The sequence below is a fragment of the Gilvibacter sp. genome (assembly GCF_965601605.1).
Lineage (GTDB): Bacteria > Bacteroidota > Bacteroidia > Flavobacteriales > Flavobacteriaceae > Gilvibacter.
The window spans coordinates 76,889-99,982 of the sequence record NZ_CBFCWJ010000005.1 but is presented as its reverse complement, the minus strand read 5'-3'; the positions used below and the strand labels follow the sequence as shown (position 1 = coordinate 99,982).

The following is a 23,094-nucleotide window of genomic DNA, read 5'->3' as shown; positions in this document are numbered from 1 at the left end:
GATTTCGGCTTCTGCTTTAAAACTCAAAACGAAGCTGAGCAAATTTAAGTATTATTCCCCCAGTTTTAGAGGCTAGACGGATAGAATTTATTAAAAATAAATCCACCAGCAGTCGGCTAGAAAGCCCTACCTTTAAGGCTGCAATACAAATACCCAGACACCGCATGAATATTTTCTCCGCAGAACAATTCTACCAAGCAGATGCCATCACCATTCAAAAGCAAGAACTCGGCCCGACCGACCTTATGGAGCGCGCGGGTATCCAAGTATTCAATTGGCTACATTCACGCATGCACGGTGCCCAAGTACCGGTTCGGATTTTCTGTGGTATAGGAAATAATGGGGGAGACGGTCTGGTCTTGGCCCGCCATTTAATTCAACACGGCTATAATGTGCATACTTATGTGGTGAATTGCAGTGATAAACGTTCTAAGAACTTTTTGATCAATTACGATCGAATCAAGCAGGTCACCAAGAAATGGCCAACACTCATAACCAGTGAGGACGGTTTTCCGGAGATCCATAAAGACGATGTGGTTGTAGATGCCATTTTTGGGATTGGCCTTAACCGTTGTATGGACGGATGGGTAAAGGCCATGGTGCAACATCTAAACGCCGCTGGCGCCTTTATTTTAGCTATTGACCTGCCAAGTGGTCTTTACGCTAATGCTCCGATAGAGGATCCTGAAGCGGTTGTAAAAGCGAATCACACTTTGAGCTTTCAACTGCCAAAGCTTTCTTTCTTTATGCCTTCTACGGGGATTTATACCAATACATGGGAAGCCATCGACTTAGGCTTAGATCCGGAATTCGTCATGACCCAGCCACCAATTGCTACCCTGTTGCATAAACAACATATTTTAAGTTGGTATCAACCCAGAGAAAAGTATTCTTACAAGGGAACCTTCGGCCACAGTATGCTCGTTGGAGGTAGTTTGGGTAAAATGGGCGCTGTTGTTTTGGCTACTCGTGCCGCTTTACGCGCTGGCAGTGGATTAGCTACCGCGCATGTTCCTAAATGTGGCTTAGGAGTCCTGCAAACTACTGTGCCAGAAGCTATGGCCAGTTGTTCAGAGGAAGAGTCTTTTTTAAATTCAATTCCTTTGGAGCCTACTCACACCTACGGAATTGGAATGGGCATGGGTATGGAAGATGGATCCTTAGCTGCTTTAGATCAATTTTTAGAGGCTCAAGAGGCACCTGTGTTATTGGATGCTGATGCTTTAAACTTACTAGCGTCAAAGAAAGAGCTTTATGCTAAAATTCCTCAGCAGTCTGTATTGACACCGCATCCCGGAGAACTCAAGCGATTACTAGGCGATTGGACCGATGATTTTGATAAATTACAAAAGGCACAAGCCTTTGCTGTAGAACTCCAGGTTGTTATACTCATAAAAGGTGCGCACACCTGCATTTGTACTCCTCAAGGGACACTGATTAATTCCACGGGTAACCCAGGAATGGCTACTGCAGGTAGTGGAGATGTTCTTGCGGGAATGATCACAGGACTCATGGCGCAAGGCTATCCGACGTGGCAAGCTGCCGCCATGGGTGTCTATTTACACGGAAGTTCAGGAGATATTGCAGTACAGCACTTGGGATATCAAGCCCTTTTGGCCTCAGACATTACAGAAAATATCGGCAATGCATTTATCAAACTCTTTGAGGTAGAACAACCTCCGCAGCAACAAGAAGAAGAGGCTCAGTAAATCCAGTGACTTGCCCTTAGGAATCTCCATTAATTGAGTCAGAAAGTGTATTTTTACCCGATCAACTAACAGTATGGAAGGAGTCTATGAAATTGGGTCGTCAACTTTAGACCTCCCGCTTCTGCAAAAACTTGCCACCGAGCCGCACCAGTTGCGCTTGAGTGAAGCCGCAAAGCAGCGTATTGAGACTGCTTATGATTATTTACATCACAAAATGCAACAATCCAAGGAGCCTGTATATGGAATCAATACGGGTTTTGGAAGTTTGTGCAATGTGGCTATTTCTGACGATAAGCTCACGCAATTGCAGGAGAATTTGGTCATGTCTCATGCCTGCGGAATCGGAGAAGAAGTTCCCACTGATATTGTAAAGACTATGCTGCTGCTCAAGGTGCAGTCCTTGAGTTATGGGCATTCTGGAGTGGCTTTGTCTACAGTAGAATTGCTGATGGAATTCTACAACAATGAGGTTTTTCCTGTAGTGTATCAGCAAGGAAGTTTAGGAGCCTCTGGTGATTTAGCACCTTTAGCTCATTTGGCTTTGCCGCTATTGGGAAAAGGAGCGGTATACTATCAAGGAGAACGACAAGATGCTTCAGAAGTATTAAAAGAGCTTGGGTTAACTCCAATTAAACTGCAGGCTAAGGAAGGTTTGGCTTTACTTAACGGAACCCAGTTCATGTCGGCCTACGGAGTTGAATTACTCTTAAAAGGCTATAAACAAGCTTATTTGGCGGATTTGATTGCCGCTTTATCTGTAGACGCCTTTGATTGTAATCTGAGTCCTTTTGATCCCTTGGTGCATTTGGTACGTCCTCACAAAGGGCAGATCAATACCGCGGCGAGAATATTGGAATTTTTAGATGGAAGTGAGATCGCTGCTTCTGAAAAATCCAGTGTACAGGATCCCTATTCCTTCCGTTGTGTGCCTCAAGTGCACGGAGCTACCAAAGACGCTTTAGAGTTTGCGTCCAAGACCATACTTACGGAGATCAATTCCGTAACAGACAATCCCAACATCTTTGTAGGTGAGGATCGCATCATATCTGGTGGGAATTTTCACGGTCAGCCTTTGGCTTTGGCTTTGGATTATTTAGGAATAGCCTTGGCAGAACTTGCCAATATTTCCGAGCGTAGAACCTACCAATTGGTTTCTGGTTTACGTGGACTTCCCGACTTTTTGGTGCAAACGCCAGGTCTGCATTCTGGTTTTATGATTCCGCAGTATACTGCAGCGAGTATCGTGAGCCAAAACAAACAGTTGGCGACCCCGGCATCTGTAGACTCTATCGTATCTAGCAATGGACAAGAAGACCATGTGAGTATGGGAGCTAACGCAGCTACCAAATGTTACCGCATTGCGGTCAATGTGCAAAAGGTGTTGGCTATAGAGCTTATGAATGCATCCCAAGCATTGGTGTTTAGAGAACCTTTAAAAACAGCGCCCTTTTTGGCTTCAATTTTGGAGTTGTACCGTGCGGAAGTACCTTTTGTTTCAGAAGATCGTTTGTTGTCCGAGGATATTCACGCGAGCGTGGAATTTCTGCGCAGTTTGCAGATCGACTCTGCGGAGCTCTACTAGTCAGTCTTAGTGTTCTTTTAGCCGTTTTCGTTCGATTCAATCAGTTCGCTGCCCGGTTCGGGTAGGGGAACGATATACATGAAGTAATAGACCAAAGAACCTACGCTGTTGGCAAAGATCAACACCAGTATCCACACAATGCGCTCTGACTCTTTGATCTTCGGATTCTTTCCAGAATGGATCAAATAATAGATCATCATGCCTATGGACATTCCTGCAGCGATCAACACGAGTATGATCAGCCCAAAGAATCCTCTAAATATGGCAAAGGGTTCTTCTTCAAAATCTTGTGGATCTCTAAAAGCTATATCGCTAAAAAAGCTAAAAAAGCTCACCAAATAGATGATCAAAAAGACCCAGGGTAAAAAGGTGAGTATGCCTAAAAGTATTTTTCGGTTTTTGGTCATGATAGGTGGTTATTATAGAAGAAAAGGAAGTCGACTGGACTTTCTGATTTGTTGTGAAAATTAGAAAGTCCAATCAGCTTCTGCACAAAAAGCCGAAGCCTACGATTTCGTAGGCTTCTTTTGTTTTTTGATCTTTATTTTGAGTTCCTCGGTTTTGGAATCCAGATCCATACTTATGGTGTCTCCTTCTTCCAGATTGGAATTGATGATCTCCTCCGCCAAGGCGTCTTCAATATATTTCTGAATGGCGCGTTTGAGTGGTCGCGCTCCGTAGTCCTTATCAAAGCCTTTATCGGCAATATAGTCCTTGGCCTTTTCACTTAGTTGTAACGTATAACCTAAATCAGAGATGCGTCCAACTAGTTTGTCCAATTCAATATCGATGATCTTGTGAATGTCTTCGCGCTCTAGAGCATTAAACACCATCACATCGTCAATTCTGTTGAGGAATTCCGGTGCAAAGGTCTTTTTCAAAGCATTTTCAATCACACTCTTAGCGTGAGCATCGGCTTGATTCATCTTAGCAGAAGTACCAAATCCAACCCCTTGCCCAAAGTCTTTCAACTTACGAGACCCAATATTGGAGGTCATGATGATGATGGTATTTCTAAAGTCGATCTTACGTCCTAAGGAATCCGTCAAATAACCGTCATCCAATACTTGTAAGAGCATATTGAATACATCTGGGTGTGCTTTTTCGATCTCATCCAATAAGACCACTGCATAAGGCTTACGACGGATCTTCTCGGTAAGCTGTCCACCTTCTTCGTATCCAACATATCCCGGAGGCGCTCCAATTAAGCGAGATACAGCGAATTTCTCCATATACTCACTCATATCTATACGCACCAAGGCATTATCAGAATCAAAGAGTTCGCGGGCCAATACTTTAGCCAACTGGGTTTTACCCACACCAGTTTGTCCTAAGAAAATAAAGGACCCGATCGGTTTGTTAGGATCTTTCAATCCTGCACGGTTACGCTGAATGGCTTTGACCACCTTTTTAACAGCCGCATCCTGTCCGATTACTTTGCCCATGATTCTATCCGGCAATTCGGCCAATTTGTTGCTTTCTGTTTGCGCAATACGATTTACTGGTACTCCAGTCATCATGGAAACTACCTCGGCCACATTATCCTCAGACACCGTTTCACGATGTAATTTGGATTCGTTCTCCCAGGCTTCCTGAGCTCTTGCCAATTCGCGCTCTAAGTTTTTCTCGTCATCACGGAGTTTGGCAGCTTCTTCGTATTTCTGCTTTTTGACAACCGTATTCTTCAACTCACGCACTTCTTCCAATTTGGTCTCAATGTCCAAAATGGTCGATGGCACATTGATGTTGGTAATGTGCACGCGAGATCCGGCTTCATCCAAGGCGTCAATAGCCTTGTCCGGTAAGAAGCGGTCGGTCATATAACGATTGGTCAGCTTTACACAAGCTTCCAAAGCGTCGTCAGTATAGGTCACATTGTGGTGCGACTCGTATTTTTCTTTGATGTTCTTTAAGATCTCAATGGTCTCTTCCACAGAAGTAGGTTCCACTAAAACCTTCTGGAAACGACGTTCTAGAGCTCCGTCCTTTTCAATGTATTGACGGTACTCATCTAGAGTAGTGGCACCAATACATTGGATCTCACCACGCGCTAAGGCTGGTTTGAACATGTTCGAAGCGTCTAAAGATCCTGTAGCGCCTCCGGCGCCGACGATGGTGTGAATCTCATCAATGAACAAAATGATGTCGTCATTCTTTTCCAGTTCGTTCATTACCGCTTTCATACGCTCTTCAAACTGTCCGCGGTATTTAGTTCCTGCAACTAAACTTGCCAGGTCTAAAGTAACCACGCGCTTGTCGTAAAGAATACGGGACACTTTTCGCTGCACGATACGCAAAGCCAATCCTTCTGCAATGGCAGATTTACCTACTCCAGGTTCTCCAATGAGCAGGGGATTGTTCTTTTTACGTCGACTTAACACCTGTGAAACACGTTGAATTTCGGCCTCACGTCCCACAACAGGGTCTAATTTACCTTCTTCAGCTTGCGCCGTAAGGTCGCGTCCAAAGTTGTCTAAAACAGGAGTTTTGGACTTTTTGTTGCTTTTTGCGTTTCCACCGCCGAATGGGTTGTCCTTTCCGCTGTCTTCATCCGTAGTTTCGTCATCATCTCCAAAAGAAGATTCAGCCGTTGGTGAGTCTAAGTAATCGTCGTCGTTCGCGATCATGAATTTGAATTGGTCCTTCACGCCGTCGTAGTCTATTTTGAGTTTGTTCAATAGCTTAGTGGTTGGGTCATTCTCGTTTCTGAGAATACACAACAAGAGGTGCGCCGTGTTGATCGATGAGCTCTGAAACAACTTGGCCTCCAAAAAAGTGGTTTTTAAAGCGCGCTCGGCCTGACGGGTCAGGTGTAGGTTCTTTTTATCGTTGGAGGTCGCTGCCGAATTTGGGTTGGCAGGACTCAGTATTTCCACCTTTCTGCGCAGGTTGTTCAGATCGATATCCAGCGCATTGAGAATATTTATTGCTTTCCCATTGCCATCACGCAGCAAGCCAAGCATCAGGTGCTCGGTGCCGATAAAGTCATGGCCCAGGCGCAATGCCTCCTCTTTACTGTAGGCAATTACGTCTTTTACTCTGGGAGAAAAATTATCATCCATATCTAGAATTCCTTTCTGTCTAAAATTACTAAAACATTGATTAAGGAGCAAAAATTGTACCTCAAATACCCGTTTGTAAGTAAAAGGACGAAAAAACAAACGCATAACCAAACAAATACACCCAGAGTTATTAACGAAAATACCCTAAAAATTTGTTAATAAAATTGTAGGTAAAAGCGCTGTGATCACCAATAAAAATGGGCTGAAAAACGTATCTTGCCTTGTTATAAATTTTGATTGAAAACTAAACGATTTTTTTATGGCTGAAGGCGAAAAATTAATCCCTATCAACATTGAAGATGAAATGAAGTCAGCCTACATCGATTATTCGATGTCGGTCATTGTGTCACGTGCACTGCCAGACGTGCGTGACGGAATGAAACCGGTGCACCGCCGGGTACTGTACGGAATGTATGAATTAGGGGTTCGAGCGGGTTCTGCACACAAGAAATCTGCTCGTATTGTGGGAGAGGTACTCGGTAAGTACCACCCGCACGGCGATACCTCGGTTTACGACGCCATGGTACGTATGGCTCAGGAGTGGAGCTTGCGTTATATGTTGGTAGATGGACAGGGTAACTTCGGATCCATTGATGGAGATTCTCCAGCGGCAATGCGATACACGGAAGCGCGTATGCAACGTATTTCAGAAGAAATGCTGGCCGATATTGACAAAGAGACCGTAGACCACCAGTTGAACTTTGACGACACCTTAAAAGAGCCTACAGTGCTTCCTACGCGTGTTCCAGGCTTGTTGATCAACGGTGCTTCAGGTATTGCAGTAGGTATGGCGACCAATATGCCACCACACAACCTGTCAGAGGTAGTGGACGGAACCATCGCCTATATTAATGATAACGATATTACAATTGACGAGCTCATGCAGCACGTCAAAGCACCTGACTTCCCTACAGGAGGAACCATTTACGGTTATGAAGGTGTAAAAGATGCGTTCCACACCGGACGCGGTCGTGTCGTGATGCGCGGAAAGGCCAGCTTTGAAGAAGTGAACGGTCGTGAAGCGATCATCGTGACCGAGATTCCTTATCAAGTGAATAAGGCGGACATGATCAAAAAGACCGCTGATCTGGTCAACGATAAAAAGATCGAAGGGATTTCTACCATTCGCGATGAGTCCGACCGTAAAGGGATGCGCATTGTATACGTATTGAAGCGCGACGCGATTCCAAACATCGTGCTCAATATGCTTTATAAATACACGCAGCTGCAATCCAGCTTTAGCGTGAACAATATTGCCTTAGTAAATGGACGTCCGCGTCTATTGAACCTCAAGGAATTGATCCACTATTTTGTGGAACACCGTCATGAGGTAGTGGTGCGTCGTACCGAGTACTTATTACGCAAGGCTGAAGAGCGCGCACATATCTTAGAAGGATTGATCATTGCTTCTGACAACATTGATGAAGTGATCAAGCTGATCCGTGCCTCTGCCAATGCCGATGAGGCTCGCGCTAAATTGATGGAAGCCTTTGAGCTTTCCGAGATTCAGGCCAAAGCGATTGTGGAGATGCGTCTGCGTCAATTGACCGGACTGGAGCAAGACAAATTACGCGCCGAATATGACGAATTGATGAAGACCATTGAAGATTACAAAGACATCCTTGCTAAAAAGGAGCGTCGTATGGACATCATCAAAGAAGAGTTGGAAGAAGTACGCGAGAAATTTGGTGATGAGCGTCGTTCTAACATCGAATACGCAGGTGGTGATGTAAGCATCACAGACCTTATTGCCGATGAGAAGGTAGTAATTACCATCTCTCATGCGGGATACATCAAGCGTACCTCGCTTACCGAATACAAGAAACAAAATCGCGGAGGCGTAGGTCAGAAGGCCTCTGCTACAAGAAACGAGGACTTCTTAGAACACTTATTTGTGGGAACCAACCACCAATACATGTTGTTCTTTACGCAAAAAGGAAAGTGTTTCTGGATGCGCGTATTTGAAATTCCAGAAGGAAGCAAGACCTCTAAAGGGCGCGCTATTCAGAACCTGATCAATATAGAACCAGACGATAAGGTGAAAGCCTTTATCTGTACGCAAGACCTCAAGGACGAAGAGTACATCAACGGTCACTATGTGATCATGGCTACTAAGAAAGGACAAGTGAAGAAAACTTCACTAGAGCAGTATTCACGTCCGCGTACCAATGGGATCAACGCCATTACCATTCGTGAAGACGACGAGCTGCTAGAGGCTAAACTCACCACTGGTGATAGCCAAGTGATGCTTGCTGTTCAATCTGGGAAGGCCATCCGCTTTGAAGAAGAGAAAACCCGACCAATGGGAAGAAACGCTTCTGGTGTTCGTGGAATTACCCTGGCAGGACCAGACGATGAAGTGGTTGGAATGATCGCAGTGAACGATTTTTCAACGGATATTCTGGTAGTTTCTGAGAATGGATATGGAAAACGTTCTTCTTTAGAGGATTACCGTATTACCAATCGCGGTGGAAAAGGAGTAAAAACCATTAGTATTACCGAAAAAACCGGTAAATTAGTCGCCATTAAAAATGTGAGCGATGCAGACGACCTGATGATCATCAATAAGTCTGGGATCGCTATTAGAATGGCCGTAGAAGATCTGCGGGTAATGGGTAGAGCAACCCAAGGAGTTCGATTGATCAAAGTAAGAGATGACGACTCTATTGCCGCAGTAGCCAAAGTGATGCATGATGAAGACGACGTTGATCAGGACGAGTTTACTGAAGATGGCACGGCGATTGATACGGATACAGAGACAGATGGACCTAATGAGTAATTTCTAAAACCACAACAATGAGACTGCGGTTTGAACATTAACCGTAGCGCATTAAATTTTTAACACATGAGAACACGATTATTGACTGTTTTATTGATTGCCGGAACCGTGAGCACCTTTGCACAAAAGAAGGAGCTTCGTGCAATTGGTAAGGCGTTAAAAGGAAATAACTTTACCGAGGCCAAAAGCCTAATTAACGGTATGAGTGGCCTTTTGGAGGCTGCAAGTGATGAGCAAAAAGCTACTTATTACTTGTATAAAGCCAAAGCATTATCTATGAATGGAGAGACCACCAATTCTGCGGATATGTTGGAGGCTGCCAAGGCCATTAAAATGGCAAAGGAGATCGATGCGGAGAATCCTGACGTAATTAATCTAGGGAACACCTTGCGTACCGCGGTCGTAAATAGTGCAGTAGCAGATCAAAATGCAAAGAACTATGAAGCGGCAGCGAGCAAACTAGAGGCCATGTACCGTGTTAACCCTCAGGATACCTCTTTCTTGTACTTTGCAGCGTCCAACTTAGTGACTGCTAAGATGTATGACAAAGCTATTGAGCACTATAAAGAGCTCCAAAGTGTAGGATATACTGGAATCATTGAAAAGTATGTAGCTACTGATAAGGAAACTGGAGAAGTGAAAGAGTTTAACTCAACAAATGAGCGTGAACTATATGTTAAGAGTGGAGATTTCATCAAACCAGAAACTGTAAAGACAGAATCAAAGGCTACAGAGATCACTAAGAACATCGCTTTGATTTATGTAAGTCTTGGACGTAATGAGGAAGCTATCGCTGCTATGAAAGAAGCGCGTGCTTTAGCTCCAGACGATATGGGTCTTTTGATGACAGAAGCTGACGTACAATACAAAATGGGTAACTTGGAACGCTTCAAAGAGCTTATGAATGAAGCAGCTGAGAAAGAACCAAACAACCCACAGACGCAATTCAACCTAGGCGTTGTTGCAGCGAAAGCTGGTGATACTGAATCTGCTAAAGCTTACTATATGAAAGCCCTAGAGATTGATCCTAGTTTTGCAGATGCAAATCTAAACATGGCTTCTTTGATCATTGCTCAAGAAGGAGCGATTGTTGAAGAGATGAACAACTTAGGAACTTCAGCAGCAGACAACCGTCGTTACGATGAGTTAAAGGCGCAACGTGAGAACGTTTACCGTGAGGCGGCTCCATATTTCGAAAAGGCTAATGAGGCTAGAGAGAATGTAGAGATCGTTCGTACGCTGATGAACATTTACTCCATCTTAGGAGATACCGAAAAGTTTAAAGCTAAGAAAGCTCGCTTAGAAGAGCTTGGTGGATAACCAATACATCCCTGCTGTAAAAACCACTGCCTTTGGCGGTGGTTTTTTTTGGTTTAAACAATGCGTTTAAGCACGCGTAATTTGTGGGTGTGGGTGTTGCGCTCAGCATTGAAGATTCCGGTGTGATCCAATCGATCTATACGCACCTGCCCGTGGGCGTGAATGATATAATTGTCTTTAAGGACAATCCCTACGTGAATGATGTCTCCGTCTTTGTTATCAAAGAATGCCAAATCACCTGGTTCGCATTCTTCAATAAAACTAAAGGCATCTCCTTGGGTAGCCTGTTGACTGGCATCGCGCTTAAGTCTGTAACCGTTCAAACGGTAAACCATTTGAGTGAATCCGCTGCAGTCAATCCCAAAAGGAGTTTTTCCGCCCCAGAGGTACGGACTGTTTAAATAGAGTAGTGCGGTATTGACCAAATGAGCCTTGTCAACAGTTCCAGAGGTCGTGTTGCCCTCATGGGAATGATCCAATAATTGTGTGGAATGAACACAGCTTCCAATTGGCACGGGCATCAATTGCCCGGCTTCGTTGGTAATAAAATCTACCAAGTCTGCAGTGAGAACTTCTGGCTGATTAGTCAAAGCATCGTACTGTTCCTTATCAATTTGGAACCACTGCTTGTTATCAATCCAGCCTTCGTAGCCATCCCATTCCAAACGGATCTTACTCCATTTAGCTCGAGACTCTAAAACCTTAAAGTGCTCGCCATAGAGTATTTGCGTCACCAGCTCACTGGTATCTGCCGCAGATTCTCTAACGGGAACAATACTTAAAGGGCAAAGGCCGTAATTCAAGGTCCGAATTAGTTAGGATTAGAAATAACCATGGCCGAAGCACCTCCGCCGCCATTACAAATAGCAGCAGCACCGAGCTTCCCATCGTTTTGTTTTAGGACACTGATCAAGGTGATCAAGATTCGAACACCACTACATCCCAGTGGGTGACCTAAAGAGACGGCACCTCCGTTTACGTTGACGTTGGCGTCATTGAGTCCTAAGATCTGCATATTGGCCAATCCTACTACAGAGAAAGCTTCATTAAATTCAAAGTAATCAATGGCATCCATACTCACATCAGCTTTAGCTAATGCTTTTGGAAGCGCTTTTGCTGGAGCTGTGGTAAACCACTTAGGTTCGTGAGCAGCATCGGCATAAGATTCTATTACAGCCAATGGAGTCAGTCCCATAGCGGCTGCTTTTTCCTCGCTCATCAATACTACTGCACCAGCACCGTCATTAATGGTAGAGGCATTTGCAGCAGTTACTGTACCTTCTTTGGTAAAGGCCGGTCTGAGCTGAGGTATTTTTTCCATGCGTACATTCTTGTACTCTTCATCTTCTGCAATGATTATTGGATCCCCTTTGCGTTGCGGAACAGCAACAGGAACTACTTCATCAGCAAACTTTCCAGCTTCCCAAGCTGCAGCAGAACGGGTGTAGGATTGGATAGCAAATGCATCCTGATCTTCTCGACTGAATTCATACTCAGTGGCACAAAGATCTGCACAAACACCCATGGCGTTTTGATCATATGCATCAACTAAGCCGTCTTTTTGCATCCCATCGATCATGGTTTGCGGTCCAAATTTGTGGCCTTTTCTAAGCGGTAGGTAGTGTGGAATATTGCTCATGCTTTCCATTCCTCCGGCAACAACAATTTCTGCATCGCCTAAAAGAATGGCCTGAGCTCCTTGCATTACCGCCTTCATTCCAGAAGCACATACTTTATTTACTGTAGTACAGGGAACGTGATCTGAGATACCGGCCCCTAAAGCGGCTTGACGCGCTGGAGCTTGTCCAACTCCGGCTTGTACCACATTGCCCATAAGTACTTCGTCTACTTGCTTCGGATCTAGATTGATCTTATCCAGAGCGCCTTTGATCGCTGCGGTTCCCAATTGGGCTGCAGTAAGCGTTGATAAAGACCCCATAAAACTCCCAATGGGGGTTCTGGCCATAGATACGATAACAACTTTTTTTGTAGACATAACAGTTTTTTAGGTGTTTGATTTTGTCCTGCAAAACTACAATTTTTAAAAAGATTCAGCAACCAATTAACATCTGAGTCAATGCCTTGGGTTAGGCTTGGCAAATCCAATTATATCGGTATCTTTGAGTGGATTCAAGATGGCAAAATTCAATTTTAACTTTTACCGAAACCAATCCCTACTCTACAAAGCCGTACTCTTTGTAGCGGCCACAGTATTGATCATTTATTTCTTTCCTAAAGGCGGGAAATTCAAATACGATTATCAAAAAGGACAGGTTTGGCAAGATGAGAACCTGTATGCACCTTTTGATTTTGCGATCAAGAAAGATGCCGAGGCTATTGCCTTGGAACAAGAGGAGATCAGAAATAATATCACGCCCTATTTTGATCGGGATGCCAGCGTGGTTACACGGGTTACCCAAAACTTTGAAAACCGTCTGTCCACCGCTTATATAGATTCTACCAGCACCTATCCCTTATCGGTTTTAAGTACTTATGGAAGCTCATTGATTGCACAGATCTATAATCCAGGGCTCATATCTCAGACCATGCCATATCCAGAAGATAAGATGGTTTTTATTCGAGAAGGTAATCAAGGTTCTCGAATTGCATTTGGTCGTTTGATGATGCTGGATGAACTTAACAATTATCTCAATGGGCAAATTACTTCCAGCGTTTATGCTGCAGATGCTGGTCAATTACTCAATGCCTTGTCGGGCATCTTTGAGGCCAATATCAGCTATAATAAACGCTTTACCGAAACAACTCTTGAGGAGGCCTTGGCAGGGATTTCCCCCACCAAAGGTATTGTGGAGGCCGATAGGCGAATCATTGCCAGAGGAGAGGTTGTAGAAGGGGAGAAGTACCAGATCTTGGAATCGCTCCGCATGGAATACGAGAGCCAGGTTTGGACCAAGTCCAATTATAATTGGATCGTTTTTGGTTACTCCTTGTTGGTTTCACTTGCGCTGATGATGCTCTTGCTCTTTTTGCGCAAATACCGTCAGGAGATCTTTGCCAATAACACCAAGGTCACCTTTATCTTTTTCAATATAGTGTTGATGGTCCTGTTGACCACATTGGTGGTGAAATATGACCCAAAATACGTTTATGTGGTACCACTTTGTGTGTTGCCGCTGATTCTGAAGGCATTCTTTGATCCCCGCTTAGGTTTGTTTGTCCACGTACTTACCGTACTGCTTCTAGGATTTATTGTTCCGAACAGTTTTGAGTATATGTTTCTACAGATCATTGCTGGTATTGTCACCATACTTACCGTGTCTGAACTCTACAAACGCGCAAACCTCTTTATCTCTGTGGGGCAGATCACCATCATTTATATGTTGGGTTATTTGGCCTTTAACATTATTCACGAAGGTGGAATCACGAGTTTGGACGAGCTGACCTTTGGGTATTTTATTCTGGCGGGTCTGGCCACTTTGTTGTCGTATCCACTGATCTATTTTTATGAGAAGATCTTCGGATTGGTTTCTGATGTTTCCCTCTTAGAGCTGAGCGATACCAATTCCAAATTGCTTAAAGAGCTCTCCAACAAAGCTCCTGGAACTTTCCACCATTCGCTCAATGTAGCCAATCTGGCAGAAGCAGCTGCCAATGAGATCGGAGCAAATGCCATGTTGATCCGTGTAGGCGCGCTTTATCACGATATTGGCAAGATGGCCAATCCAACCTATTTTACAGAGAATCAGGCTACCGCTGTCAATTCTCATGATGATTTGGCGCCAGAAGAAAGTGCACGCATCATTATTGATCATGTGATCAAAGGCATTGAGATCGCTAAAAAGAACAACCTGCCGGATCGGGTGATCGATTTTATCCGGACTCACCACGGCACCAGTTTGGTCTATTATTTTTACCGCAAGGCTCAAGAGCAAAAAGGAGATGAAATGGATGACGCACCGTTTAGATATCCCGGGCCTATTCCGTTTAGCAAAGAAACAGCTATCCTTATGATGGCCGATAGCGTAGAGGCTGCTAGTAAAAGTCTAAAAGAACCGACTTATACTAAGATTGAGGCGTTTGTTGAGAATATTGTCAGCAAGCAAATGGAGCAAGGCCAGTTCTTAAATGCCAACATCACCTTTAAGGAGATTCAAACGGTAAAAAAGGTATTGAAAAAGAAGCTTTCTAATATCTACCACCTCAGGGTAGAATATCCGGAATAGCATTTATTGATTAGCCGCTTGGGGTACTTCTTCCCACATTTTATCTGCATTGATGCGGTAGCTACCCACATAGTCAAAGTTGCATTCCGTAGGGCCAATAATCGATAAGAAAGGCTGTAAGTGCTTATCTCGGTATAGGTGATAGGTTTGCCCTAACTGTGGCGTAAAGTTGAATTTGGCATTGTATACCAACTGGTTGCGCTCATACTGTTCGGTGAGCTCTTGGTATTGTCTGTGTATGTCTTCAAACTTAGCTTGAAAACGCTCATTGACCGTCTTAACACTGGTCAGTTTCCATCCGGAGTTATCGGCAGCAGTAATGGCCGGAGCTCCCACGTTGGTGGCATATGGTTTAAGAGCAGCGTCGTAACGCTGCTCCTCTTCATTATATACTACGTTGTCCGGTTTCTTCGCTTCCATAAGGTAAAGGTAGCAAAATCGGGTTTTAAGTGCTTATAGTCCCTGAATGTAATTCTGTAGTTCAGCGATGCGCTCCGGACTATTAAATGCTCCGCCATAATAAGAAGTCACGGTAGAGGAAGTGTCGTCCTTAACACCGCGTGAAGATACACAAAGGTGCTTGGCATCAATGATTACCGCTACATCCTTAGTATCCAATGCAGTGACCAACTCTCTTGCGATCTGATTGGTCAAACGCTCTTGAACCTGTGGACGTTTGGCGTAATACTGTACAATTCGATTCAGTTTGGAAAGACCAATTACCTTTCCAGAAGAGATATAGGCTACATGGGCTTTTCCCACAATAGGAACAAAGTGGTGCTCACAGTTGGAATAGAAGCTGATGTTCTTTTCCACCAACATCTGATTGTACTGGTATTTATTATCAAAAAGCGCAACGCGTGGTTTGTTCTTAGGGTTGAGTCCGCTGAAGATCTCTTCAATATACATTTTGGCCACACGATGGGGTGTGCCTCGAAGTGAATCGTCTGTGAGATCCAGTCCCATCACATCCATGATTTGACCAAATAGATCAGCAATTTGCTCTTTTTTTTCTTCGTCAGAAAGCGCAAAAGCATCCTCGCGCATAGGGGTTTCTATTCCTGTGTACAGGTGATCGTCACCAATTTCTTCGGTAGAGAAGCCATTAAGTTTATGACCATTAATAAGGGTATTCAACATAATTTCTCGGTGTTTCGTAAAGGGTGATTTTTAATTCAGTATCTAAAGGCAGTTGAACTTTTAGCAACTCGTAGATCACACGTGCAATATTTTCTGCAGTAGGGTTGAGGTTGCTGAATTCTGAAACTTCCAGGTTGAGATTTTTGTGATCGAACCGCTCCAAAATTTGCTCTTTGATGAGGTCTGATAGTACTTTAGCGTCCATCACATATCCCGTCTCTGGGTCGCAGTATCCAATGACTTTTACTTCTAATTCATAATTATGACCGTGGTAGTGTGGGTTATTACACTTGCCAAAAATCGCCTGATTCTTGGCTTCACTCCAATTAGGGTTATGCAAACGGTGTGCCGCATTGAAGTGTTCCCGTCTAATAATCGCAGTTTTTAGCGCCGTAGGTCGTTCTAAAAGGGCTGAGCTGCCTAGCATTGTAGTTTTCATCAGCATTATTTTTAGTAAAGATAGCTTTTTGTTTAATCATATATGTTAAAGATTAAACAAAATTTATTTATAAAGCTATTGGAGATGACAATGGTCATAGAAATATTAGGGTGTCACAACTAGCTTTGAGGTATAACCTTAGCAATTAATCCTATGAAGAAAAGAGAGCCTGTATCCAAGATCATGACACCAAATATCAAAACCGTTAACCATACCAATACCTTGTATGACGTTAAGTCGTTGATCGAGGAAGAAAATTTCCGCCACGTACCTGTAGTTAGTGGTAACAAGGTAGTCGGGATGCTATCTAAGACCGATCTACAAAAGATCAGTTTTGTCAATACCATGGATGGTGAAAGTCTTACCACAGCAATGTATGATGCTTTGACCATTGAACAAGTAATGACGCGGAATGTCGAGACGGTCCAAAAGACGGATACTATTCACGAGGTGGCCCAGCGGTTGGCCAAGAATCAATATCACGCTTTACCTGTAATGGATGGCGAGCAATTGACAGGAATTGTAACCACTACGGACCTTATCGATTATCTGATTGAGCAGTACAACTAATCCGCTGCATGTAGTTAATCAGATGAAAAGACCCGCTTACTGGGGGTGAGCGGGTCTGTTCATTGTATCTTTTTTGGCGCCTCCTTCTTCTCTAAAACTATGAAGGACCGCGCTTTCCGCTATATCTTTTGGCTGCCATTACTGTTCGCCAAAAGGATGCCGCTGCAATCGCTGGCGCGAGATTACTTCGCTGCGCTCAATGATGCCTTTCTAAACCTAGCTACGAATACAAAACCACACGGCTGCGCCGCTTTGGTTTTCATTTATTCACAAACACAAGCAAGCTTGGTTTGCTCTTAAATATGAAACCACACTCAAAGTATGTGGTTTTGTACTCGATAGTTTTAGAGCAGGATTCTTTGCTTTCACCTGCGCTAAAGCTACGGTGAACAAAGACGCAAAGTTCCTTTCATCTCACTCCTGCAAAAAGAAAACTCGGCAACCTTGTTGCCGATGTTTTTACATCTGTCACAAAGTCGAAGTAAACTTCACTTTGTTCCAAATGAAAAACCACACTTCAGGAGTGTGGTTTTCTTTTTGATGTGATCGCGACAGGATTCGAACCTGTGACCGTCTGCTTAGAAGGCAGATGCTCTATCCAGCTGAGCTACGCGACCGGATAACTAGGGCGCAAATATACAATTTACGAATATTTTACCGCATATGCTTGGTGGAAATTTTGAAAAGGATGCTGACTAATTTTTAGAAGCCCTGAGTGCCTCCGGAAACTCACAAAGTCAAAAATATTTCGTAACTTAAAGATGTTAACCGCTTCATTATCAACTAATACGACATTATGAAAAAACTAACTATCCTTTTTGCCACAGCCTTGTGCGGCCTAGTTTTTATGTCTACGCGCAACAACAACGACACAGATCTTGAAAATTCATTACGCGGCGTTTGGGAACTCAAACACCAAACCATGTATGAAAATGATTTGGTCTCAGACACCATTTACAACTTGAACGGATATAGGCAAGTGAAGGTCTACAGTAAAGGCCACGTTATGTGGACCCGATATGACGCAACAGATTCCAATGATTGGTTTGGTTACGGAACTTATGAGGTCAAAGACGGTATGCTCATCGAGTATATTGAATACGGATCCAAAGAAATGATGAAGGCCTTAGATACCATTCGTGAGTTTAGATTCCGCTTAGAAATGGACGATGATACCTACAGCCAGATCGCCTTTGACGATCAAGGAAGCCTGACCTTTTCAGAAAATTATGTAAAGATCGAGTAGGGTATTCTGCCTTAAGGCTTGTATCTTCGTAAAGCTCCCCGTAACTAATAACCAAAACCTGTTTGTTTATGGGTGCTACCACCATTGATGCTGTTATAGATGAGTTGCAAAACATAGTCGATACAGCTATTGCCCAAGAAGATACTCTAGGATATTTTGCAGCCCTTTACCTTAAAGTGACCCAGCGGGTCAAAGAAAAGATCGATGCCGGTTTTTTTGATGACAACCCGAGAATGGAGCGCTTAGACGTGGTCTTTGCCAATCGGTATATAGATGCCTACAAGCAGTTTAGAGGTGGTGAAAAACCAACTAAATCGTGGCAAGTAGCCTTTGACGCTACAGTCGATAATAAGATCATTGTATTGCAACATCTGTTGGCAGGTATGAATGCGCATATTAATCTGGACTTAGGCATCGCAGCTGCTCAAATCACTGATCCAGCAAATATTGCAAGCTTGGAAAACGATTTCAATAAGATCAATGAGGTGCTGGGAGAATTGCTTACAGAAGTTCAAGACAGTTTGGCGCGTATTTGGCCAACGCTACTTTGGATACTGCGTAAAACCAAGAATGTTGATGACTTTTTGGTAAACTTCAGTATGTCTGTAGCGCGAGAAGGGGCTTGGAAATACGCCAATGAAATGGTCGTACTTCAAGGTGAAGCCTGGGAACAAGCAATAGCAGCTCGAGATTTAAAGATCGAAAAATTAGGTCGCAGCATTGTGCGACCAGGTACCGTAGAACGCTTTATATTTTGGATCATAAGGATCAGCGAGCGCGGGTCTGTCGATCAAAAGATCAAGGATCTGTTGGACTAAAGTAATGTCGATTTACCTTTTCTTTATGCAAAGTTCACTTGTAATATTGGCTCCTTTGATTGAACTGCAATATCTTAGATTACAAATACCGTCAATTTCTTTTCTACCACTATGAAAAACTACCTCTTTGCAATCGTCCTCTCTATTTCTTCTTTAACTGTTCTGTGGGCGCAACACCACCATGAAGGTTTACATCATTGGGAAATACCGAGCCAGGATCCAGATCGAATCATACTGACCTTTAGTGGAGATCCAGCAACCTCAAGAGCAGTGACCTGGAGAACGGATACGTCGGTGATCAATGCCAAAGTGCAGATAGCAAAAGCCACCGTTAACGCAAAATTCGTGGCAGAAGCACAAACCCTTGAGGCAAAATCAGAGGTATTTGATCTGGGACTTTACAAAGGCAATAATTCACTACGAGTTCATTATCACAGCGCCGAGTTCAACGATCTGGAACCCGATCAATTATATGTCTATCGCGTGGGAGACGGGGAAGAGCATTGGTCAGAATGGATTCAATTCAGAACTGCCAAGTCAAATTATTCGCCTACGCAGTTTGTTTATTTTGGCGACGCACAGAACGAGGTATTAGACCACTGGTCTCGCGTTATAAGAAGAGCCTATCAAACGGCACCAGATGCTTCATTTGTTATCCATGCGGGAGATTTGATCAACAGTTCCCACCGAGATTCAGAATGGGCAGAATGGTATAAGGCGGGAGGTTTTATTCACAGCCAATGGACGGCAATTCCTGTAGTTGGAAACCATGAATTTTATCCTTTGGCCAAAGGAGGTCCAAGACAACTCTCCATTCAGTGGAGGCCACAATTCAACTTACCAGTAATAGAAGATTTACCCGCAGAATTACACGAAACGGTTTACACGGTAGACTATCAGGATATTCGTATTATAGTCCTGAACTCGAATGATCAACTAGAAGCCCAAACGGCATACATTGAAAAGCAACTCGCCAGCTCTACGGCCAAATGGAATATTATCACTTGCCATCATTCTGTGTTTTCTCCGGCTAAAGGACGTGACTTTCAGTTTGCCAGAGAGAATTGGAAGCCGCTCTTTGACAAGTACAATGTGGATTTGGTCCTCAATGGTCACGATCATACTTACGCCCGAGGACATGTTCCCGTTCGATCCGCAGATACAAGTGATTCCGATGGACTAGGAACAGTTTATGTAACCTCAGTTAGCGGCCCGAAACAATACGAGCTGGATAAAGAACAGATTAAGGCATATGCGGCAGATGGCTATCAACCTGACAATTCCGCAGAACAAACACAATTCTATCAGGTCATAACTATTGAAGACAATACCTTGACTTATGTAGCCTATACGGTGCTAGGTGATGAGTACGATCGGGCAGTGATCACGAAAGACTTTGATTCCGGAGCAAAAACACTACAGGATTAAGCGTTCGTTTATACGGTTTGCACAGTTCGTCTTAATTGAGCAATATGCCATTCTATAAAAATTATGTTGGGCACCCAGCACAAAAAGGACAGGTAGGAGTAATAATCATCAAAGGGAATTTCCATAGCAGCTCCCAATCCCAAGTAGATTCTAAAGGTCACGAAGGCAAAACAAAAAGCGTAGCTGCGCATCATCCAGCGTTTGTGGGCACTGATATCTTTCTTCTTAATGCTTGTGTAAGCGATTACGGTGGTAACTACCCAACCAATCGCCAAGCAAATAAACCCTGCTTTAGAATACCAAGTCCCTGTGGCGTAGAAACCGGCAACAAATCCGGCCAATCCACTGGGAATCACGGTAAGCACATAAATTTTGCCCAAGGTTCTGTGGAGCTTTAATCGCGAACGTTGCCAGGATTCAAAGAACTGCGTACTCCCGGCAATGATAGCCACTGCGCCCAGTAAAACGTGGGTTAGAAACATGGGAATATACCATGAGGTCTGTAGTAAGGACTCTGGTTTAGTGGTAAAGAGCCCTTGAGCACCTTTGACAAACGCAAAAACGAATGGATAGATTCCCGTTCCAATAGCCAGTATAGCCATAATTATCAAACCAATGCGTGTGGTTCTGGATTGTGAAGTCATTGTTTAGGTAGTTGAAGTTGAAAGTTAGTAAAATTTAGCGCGAACCAAGTTGGAGCGCCCTTAAGATATCAGTTCATCGAAAATAATGGGCTAAGCCTCAAATATTCAGGGGCTTTAGTTAACTTTAAGGAGCCTTGGAAATTCTTCATCAGCTCTTTTTAGTCGGTTTTGAAGTCCTTTGGCCACCAACATTTATCAATCAGAACAATTAAAATCATGAAAACCAATTATTATGGATTACTTCTGTTAATCCTAGTCTTCTCCTGTAAACAAGAACCAGAAATCGCCCAACGTGAAGTCGCTTCTTATTCCATAGAACAGTTTATGGATAATGAAGCTGTCGGCGGTGGAAGCTTCTCAGCAGACAATAGCAAACTGCTAGTGTCTAGTAATCGCACCGGTATTTACAATGTGTATACTGTGCCTGCAACGGGTGGAGAAATGACGGCAATAACGCAGTCTGACAGTACTTCTTATTTTGCGAACTCCTTCTTCCCACAAGACGATAGAATGCTGCTAAGTGCAGACGGTAATGGAGATGAGATCGATCACCTCTACGTGCGCGAGTTGGACGGAACTATCAAGGACATCACTCCAGATGAGGGCGCTAAAGCCGATTTTTACGGCTGGTCAGAAGACGACCAATACCTCTATTACGGCTCCAACAAGCGTGATCCTCGCTTTTTTGATGTGTACAAAATGTCCATTGCAGATTACAGCTCGGAGCTTTTGTACCAAAACAACGACGGGATGGACTTTACGGGGATGTCTGGTGATGAGAATTTCTTTGCCTTATCCAAAACAGTCAACACCAATGACAGCGACCTGTACTTGTATGAGGCTTCTACTGGGAACCTGACCAAGATCAACGGCATGCTCAGTGGGAATTCAGCGCAAGACTTTTCCAAAGACAACAGTACCTTTTATTACACTACAGATCACGGTTCTGAATTCTCTTATTTAATGGCCTATGATCTGCAGACGCAAGAAAAGACCAAGGTAGTAGAAAAGTCGTGGGATATACTTGGTAGCGGTTTCACCTCCCAAGGAAGTTATATGGTGGTTTATGTCAATGAAGATGGGAAGAACGCCATTGAAGTGATTGACACCGAAACCAATACACCCATTACACTTCCAGATTTTGAAGGCAAAAGCATTACCAGCGTAAGTTTTAGTGATGACGAATCCTGGATGCGTATGTATGTAGGAGGATCGAATTCACCTTCAGACCTCTATACCTACAATCTAGAATCAAAAGATCAGCACAGAATCACCAACGTATTGAATCCAGATATCAATCCAGAAGATCTGGTAACGGCCAAAGTGGTGCGTTATAAATCCTTTGACGGGATAGAGATTCCTGCGATCTATTATTTGCCACACCAAGCATCCGCAGAAAACAAAGTACCCGCAATGGTATGGGTGCATGGAGGTCCAGGAGGACAGACACGTCAGAACTTCAGTTCTTTAATCCAGTATATGGTCAATAACGGATATGCTGTGTTGGCCGTAAATAACCGCGGAAGTAGTGGTTACGGAAAGACCTTCTACCAAATGGATGACCTCAATCACGGTGAGAAAGACCTGCAAGACTGCGTGGAAGGAAAGAACTGGTTGGCCACTCAACCGGAGATCGATGGCGAGAACATTGGAATCATTGGTGGTTCTTACGGAGGCTATATGACCATGGCGGCCTTAACTTATACGCCAGAGGAGTTTGACGTAGGAGTGAACCTTTTTGGAGTAACCAACTGGATGCGTACCCTAAAGAGCATTCCGCCGTACTGGGAGTCCTTTAGAGATGCGCTTTACAAAGAGTTGGGTGATCCGTATTCAGCGGATTCCGTACGTCTCAAGCGTATTTCCCCACTATTCCACACAGACAAAGTGACCAAGCCGCTCATTGTATTGCAAGGCGCTCAGGACCCTCGTGTCTTACAGGTTGAGTCCGACGAGATCGTAGAAGGTGTTCGTGAGAACGGCGTTCCTGTAGAATACGTATTGTTTGAAGATGAAGGCCACGGCTTTATCAAAAAAGAGAATCAGATCAAGGCCTACAGCAGCATTATTGATTTCTTGGATTTCCACCTGAAAGGGGAGGGACTCAACGAGATCAAAGACTAAATTTAATTAGCGACCCAAAAGACGGTCATGGTCAGTATTGCACTGCCCG

At 43.8% G+C, this 23,094-nt stretch carries 18 protein-coding genes and 1 tRNA gene; 10 read left to right on the top strand and 9 right to left on the bottom strand.

Annotated features, from left to right (window positions below; translation table 11 throughout):
* Positions 1 to 164: 164 nt before the first annotated feature.
* A complete protein-coding gene (locus ACSLP7_RS00800) occupies positions 165 to 1,709 on the top strand; it encodes an NAD(P)H-hydrate dehydratase (protein WP_435577543.1) in 1,545 nt (514 codons plus the stop codon).
* Positions 1,710 to 1,782: 73 nt separating this feature from the next.
* Positions 1,783 to 3,291 carry a histidine ammonia-lyase gene (hutH, locus tag ACSLP7_RS00795; protein WP_435577542.1) on the top strand — a complete coding sequence of 503 codons (1,509 nt, stop codon included), beginning with the start codon at positions 1,783 to 1,785 and terminating at the stop codon, positions 3,289 to 3,291.
* Between the two features lie 17 nt (positions 3,292 to 3,308).
* On the opposite strand, the gene ACSLP7_RS00790 is transcribed toward hutH, so the two are convergent.
* Both ACSLP7_RS00790 and ACSLP7_RS00785 read right to left on the bottom strand, forming a co-directional pair.
* Positions 3,309 to 3,698, bottom strand: coding sequence for a hypothetical protein (locus tag ACSLP7_RS00790; RefSeq protein ID WP_435577541.1), 390 nt, complete (start codon positions 3,696 to 3,698; stop codon positions 3,309 to 3,311).
* Positions 3,699 to 3,797: 99 nt separating this feature from the next.
* Positions 3,798 to 6,353 carry an ATP-dependent Clp protease ATP-binding subunit gene (locus ACSLP7_RS00785; protein WP_435577540.1) on the bottom strand — a complete coding sequence of 852 codons (2,556 nt, stop codon included), beginning with the start codon at positions 6,351 to 6,353 and terminating at the stop codon, positions 3,798 to 3,800.
* A gap of 259 nt (positions 6,354 to 6,612) precedes the next feature.
* Here ACSLP7_RS00785 and gyrA point away from each other — a divergent pair, with 259 nt between their 5' ends.
* Together gyrA and ACSLP7_RS00775 are read left to right on the top strand one after the other, a co-directional pair.
* Positions 6,613 to 9,132 (top strand): DNA gyrase subunit A, encoded by a 2,520-nt coding sequence (gene gyrA / locus ACSLP7_RS00780; protein ID WP_435577539.1) that lies wholly within the window; start codon positions 6,613 to 6,615, stop codon positions 9,130 to 9,132.
* 66 nt (positions 9,133 to 9,198) lie between these two features.
* Positions 9,199 to 10,452: a tetratricopeptide repeat protein gene (locus ACSLP7_RS00775; protein WP_435577538.1), complete on the top strand. Its 1,254-nt coding sequence runs from the start codon at positions 9,199 to 9,201 to the stop codon at positions 10,450 to 10,452.
* Positions 10,453 to 10,505: 53 nt separating this feature from the next.
* On the opposite strand, the gene ACSLP7_RS00770 is transcribed toward ACSLP7_RS00775, so the two are convergent.
* Entirely contained in the window at positions 10,506 to 11,255 is a 750-nt protein-coding gene (locus ACSLP7_RS00770) for an NlpC/P60 family protein (RefSeq protein ID WP_435577537.1), read from the bottom strand.
* A gap of 8 nt (positions 11,256 to 11,263) precedes the next feature.
* Positions 11,264 to 12,448, bottom strand: coding sequence for an acetyl-CoA C-acyltransferase (locus ACSLP7_RS00765; protein WP_435577536.1), 1,185 nt, complete (start codon positions 12,446 to 12,448; stop codon positions 11,264 to 11,266).
* A 139-nt stretch (positions 12,449 to 12,587) separates the two neighbouring features.
* On the opposite strand from ACSLP7_RS00765, the gene ACSLP7_RS00760 reads away from it, so the two are divergent.
* Complete coding sequence (locus tag ACSLP7_RS00760) at positions 12,588 to 14,636, top strand: HD family phosphohydrolase (protein WP_435577559.1); 2,049 nt, start codon at positions 12,588 to 12,590, stop codon at positions 14,634 to 14,636.
* Positions 14,637 to 14,639: 3 nt separating this feature from the next.
* On the opposite strand, the gene ACSLP7_RS00755 is transcribed toward ACSLP7_RS00760, so the two are convergent.
* The 3 genes from ACSLP7_RS00755 to ACSLP7_RS00745 are packed head-to-tail and all read right to left on the bottom strand — an operon-like array spanning position 14,640 to position 16,215.
* Complete coding sequence (locus ACSLP7_RS00755; protein ID WP_435577535.1) at positions 14,640 to 15,056, bottom strand: DUF2452 domain-containing protein; 417 nt, start codon at positions 15,054 to 15,056, stop codon at positions 14,640 to 14,642.
* Positions 15,057 to 15,089: 33 nt separating this feature from the next.
* Complete coding sequence (gene folE / locus ACSLP7_RS00750; RefSeq protein ID WP_435577534.1) at positions 15,090 to 15,776, bottom strand: GTP cyclohydrolase I FolE; 687 nt, start codon at positions 15,774 to 15,776, stop codon at positions 15,090 to 15,092.
* Positions 15,757 to 16,215: a 6-pyruvoyl trahydropterin synthase family protein gene (locus tag ACSLP7_RS00745; RefSeq protein WP_272831875.1), complete on the bottom strand. Its 459-nt coding sequence runs from the start codon at positions 16,213 to 16,215 to the stop codon at positions 15,757 to 15,759. Before ACSLP7_RS00745 ends, folE begins: the two co-directional genes overlap by 20 nt.
* A gap of 153 nt (positions 16,216 to 16,368) precedes the next feature.
* Between ACSLP7_RS00745 and ACSLP7_RS00740 the strand changes: the two genes are divergently transcribed.
* The gene (locus ACSLP7_RS00740; RefSeq protein WP_435577533.1) at positions 16,369 to 16,785 is read left to right on the top strand and encodes a CBS domain-containing protein; all 417 of its coding nucleotides are present in this window, start codon (positions 16,369 to 16,371) and stop codon (positions 16,783 to 16,785) included.
* A 543-nt stretch (positions 16,786 to 17,328) separates the two neighbouring features.
* Here the strand turns inward: ACSLP7_RS00740 and ACSLP7_RS00735 are convergent.
* Positions 17,329 to 17,402, bottom strand: a tRNA-Arg gene (locus tag ACSLP7_RS00735).
* Between the two features lie 179 nt (positions 17,403 to 17,581).
* Between ACSLP7_RS00735 and ACSLP7_RS00730 the strand changes: the two genes are divergently transcribed.
* The 3 genes from ACSLP7_RS00730 (at position 17,582) to ACSLP7_RS00720 (ending at position 20,277) form a co-directional block, all read left to right on the top strand.
* Entirely contained in the window at positions 17,582 to 18,031 is a 450-nt protein-coding gene (locus ACSLP7_RS00730) for a hypothetical protein (RefSeq protein ID WP_435577532.1), read from the top strand.
* Between the two features lie 68 nt (positions 18,032 to 18,099).
* Entirely contained in the window at positions 18,100 to 18,849 is a 750-nt protein-coding gene (locus tag ACSLP7_RS00725; RefSeq protein WP_435577531.1) for a DUF5995 family protein, read from the top strand.
* 111 nt (positions 18,850 to 18,960) lie between these two features.
* Positions 18,961 to 20,277, top strand: a complete 1,317-nt coding sequence (locus tag ACSLP7_RS00720) for a fibronectin type III domain-containing protein (protein ID WP_435577530.1) — start codon at positions 18,961 to 18,963, stop codon at positions 20,275 to 20,277.
* An 8-nt stretch (positions 20,278 to 20,285) separates the two neighbouring features.
* On the opposite strand, the gene ACSLP7_RS00715 is transcribed toward ACSLP7_RS00720, so the two are convergent.
* Complete coding sequence (locus ACSLP7_RS00715; RefSeq protein WP_435577529.1) at positions 20,286 to 20,921, bottom strand: DUF2306 domain-containing protein; 636 nt, start codon at positions 20,919 to 20,921, stop codon at positions 20,286 to 20,288.
* A 216-nt stretch (positions 20,922 to 21,137) separates the two neighbouring features.
* On the opposite strand from ACSLP7_RS00715, the gene ACSLP7_RS00710 reads away from it, so the two are divergent.
* A complete protein-coding gene (locus ACSLP7_RS00710) occupies positions 21,138 to 23,045 on the top strand; it encodes a S9 family peptidase (RefSeq protein ID WP_435577528.1) in 1,908 nt (635 codons plus the stop codon).
* The last annotated feature ends 49 nt before the right edge of the window (positions 23,046 to 23,094 follow it).

Excerpts from the sequence above, each read along its gene's own strand:
- ACSLP7_RS00800 (WP_435577543.1), top strand. The coding sequence starts at position 165 with ATGAATATTTTCTCCGCAGAACAATTCTACCAAGCAGATGCCATCACC.
- hutH (WP_435577542.1), top strand. The coding sequence starts at position 1,783 with ATGGAAGGAGTCTATGAAATTGGGTCGTCAACTTTAGACCTCCCGCTT.
- ACSLP7_RS00790 (WP_435577541.1), bottom strand. The coding sequence starts at position 3,698 with ATGACCAAAAACCGAAAAATACTTTTAGGCATACTCACCTTTTTACCC.
- ACSLP7_RS00785 (WP_435577540.1), bottom strand. The coding sequence starts at position 6,353 with ATGGATGATAATTTTTCTCCCAGAGTAAAAGACGTAATTGCCTACAGT.
- gyrA (WP_435577539.1), top strand. The coding sequence starts at position 6,613 with ATGGCTGAAGGCGAAAAATTAATCCCTATCAACATTGAAGATGAAATG.
- ACSLP7_RS00775 (WP_435577538.1), top strand. The coding sequence starts at position 9,199 with ATGAGAACACGATTATTGACTGTTTTATTGATTGCCGGAACCGTGAGC.
- ACSLP7_RS00765 (WP_435577536.1), bottom strand. The coding sequence starts at position 12,448 with ATGTCTACAAAAAAAGTTGTTATCGTATCTATGGCCAGAACCCCCATT.
- ACSLP7_RS00760 (WP_435577559.1), top strand. The coding sequence starts at position 12,588 with ATGGCAAAATTCAATTTTAACTTTTACCGAAACCAATCCCTACTCTAC.
- ACSLP7_RS00755 (WP_435577535.1), bottom strand. The coding sequence starts at position 15,056 with ATGGAAGCGAAGAAACCGGACAACGTAGTATATAATGAAGAGGAGCAG.
- folE (WP_435577534.1), bottom strand. The coding sequence starts at position 15,776 with ATGTTGAATACCCTTATTAATGGTCATAAACTTAATGGCTTCTCTACC.
- ACSLP7_RS00745 (WP_272831875.1), bottom strand. The coding sequence starts at position 16,215 with ATGAAAACTACAATGCTAGGCAGCTCAGCCCTTTTAGAACGACCTACG.
- ACSLP7_RS00740 (WP_435577533.1), top strand. The coding sequence starts at position 16,369 with ATGAAGAAAAGAGAGCCTGTATCCAAGATCATGACACCAAATATCAAA.
- ACSLP7_RS00730 (WP_435577532.1), top strand. The coding sequence starts at position 17,582 with ATGAAAAAACTAACTATCCTTTTTGCCACAGCCTTGTGCGGCCTAGTT.
- ACSLP7_RS00725 (WP_435577531.1), top strand. The coding sequence starts at position 18,100 with ATGGGTGCTACCACCATTGATGCTGTTATAGATGAGTTGCAAAACATA.
- ACSLP7_RS00720 (WP_435577530.1), top strand. The coding sequence starts at position 18,961 with ATGAAAAACTACCTCTTTGCAATCGTCCTCTCTATTTCTTCTTTAACT.
- ACSLP7_RS00715 (WP_435577529.1), bottom strand. The coding sequence starts at position 20,921 with ATGACTTCACAATCCAGAACCACACGCATTGGTTTGATAATTATGGCT.
- ACSLP7_RS00710 (WP_435577528.1), top strand. The coding sequence starts at position 21,138 with ATGAAAACCAATTATTATGGATTACTTCTGTTAATCCTAGTCTTCTCC.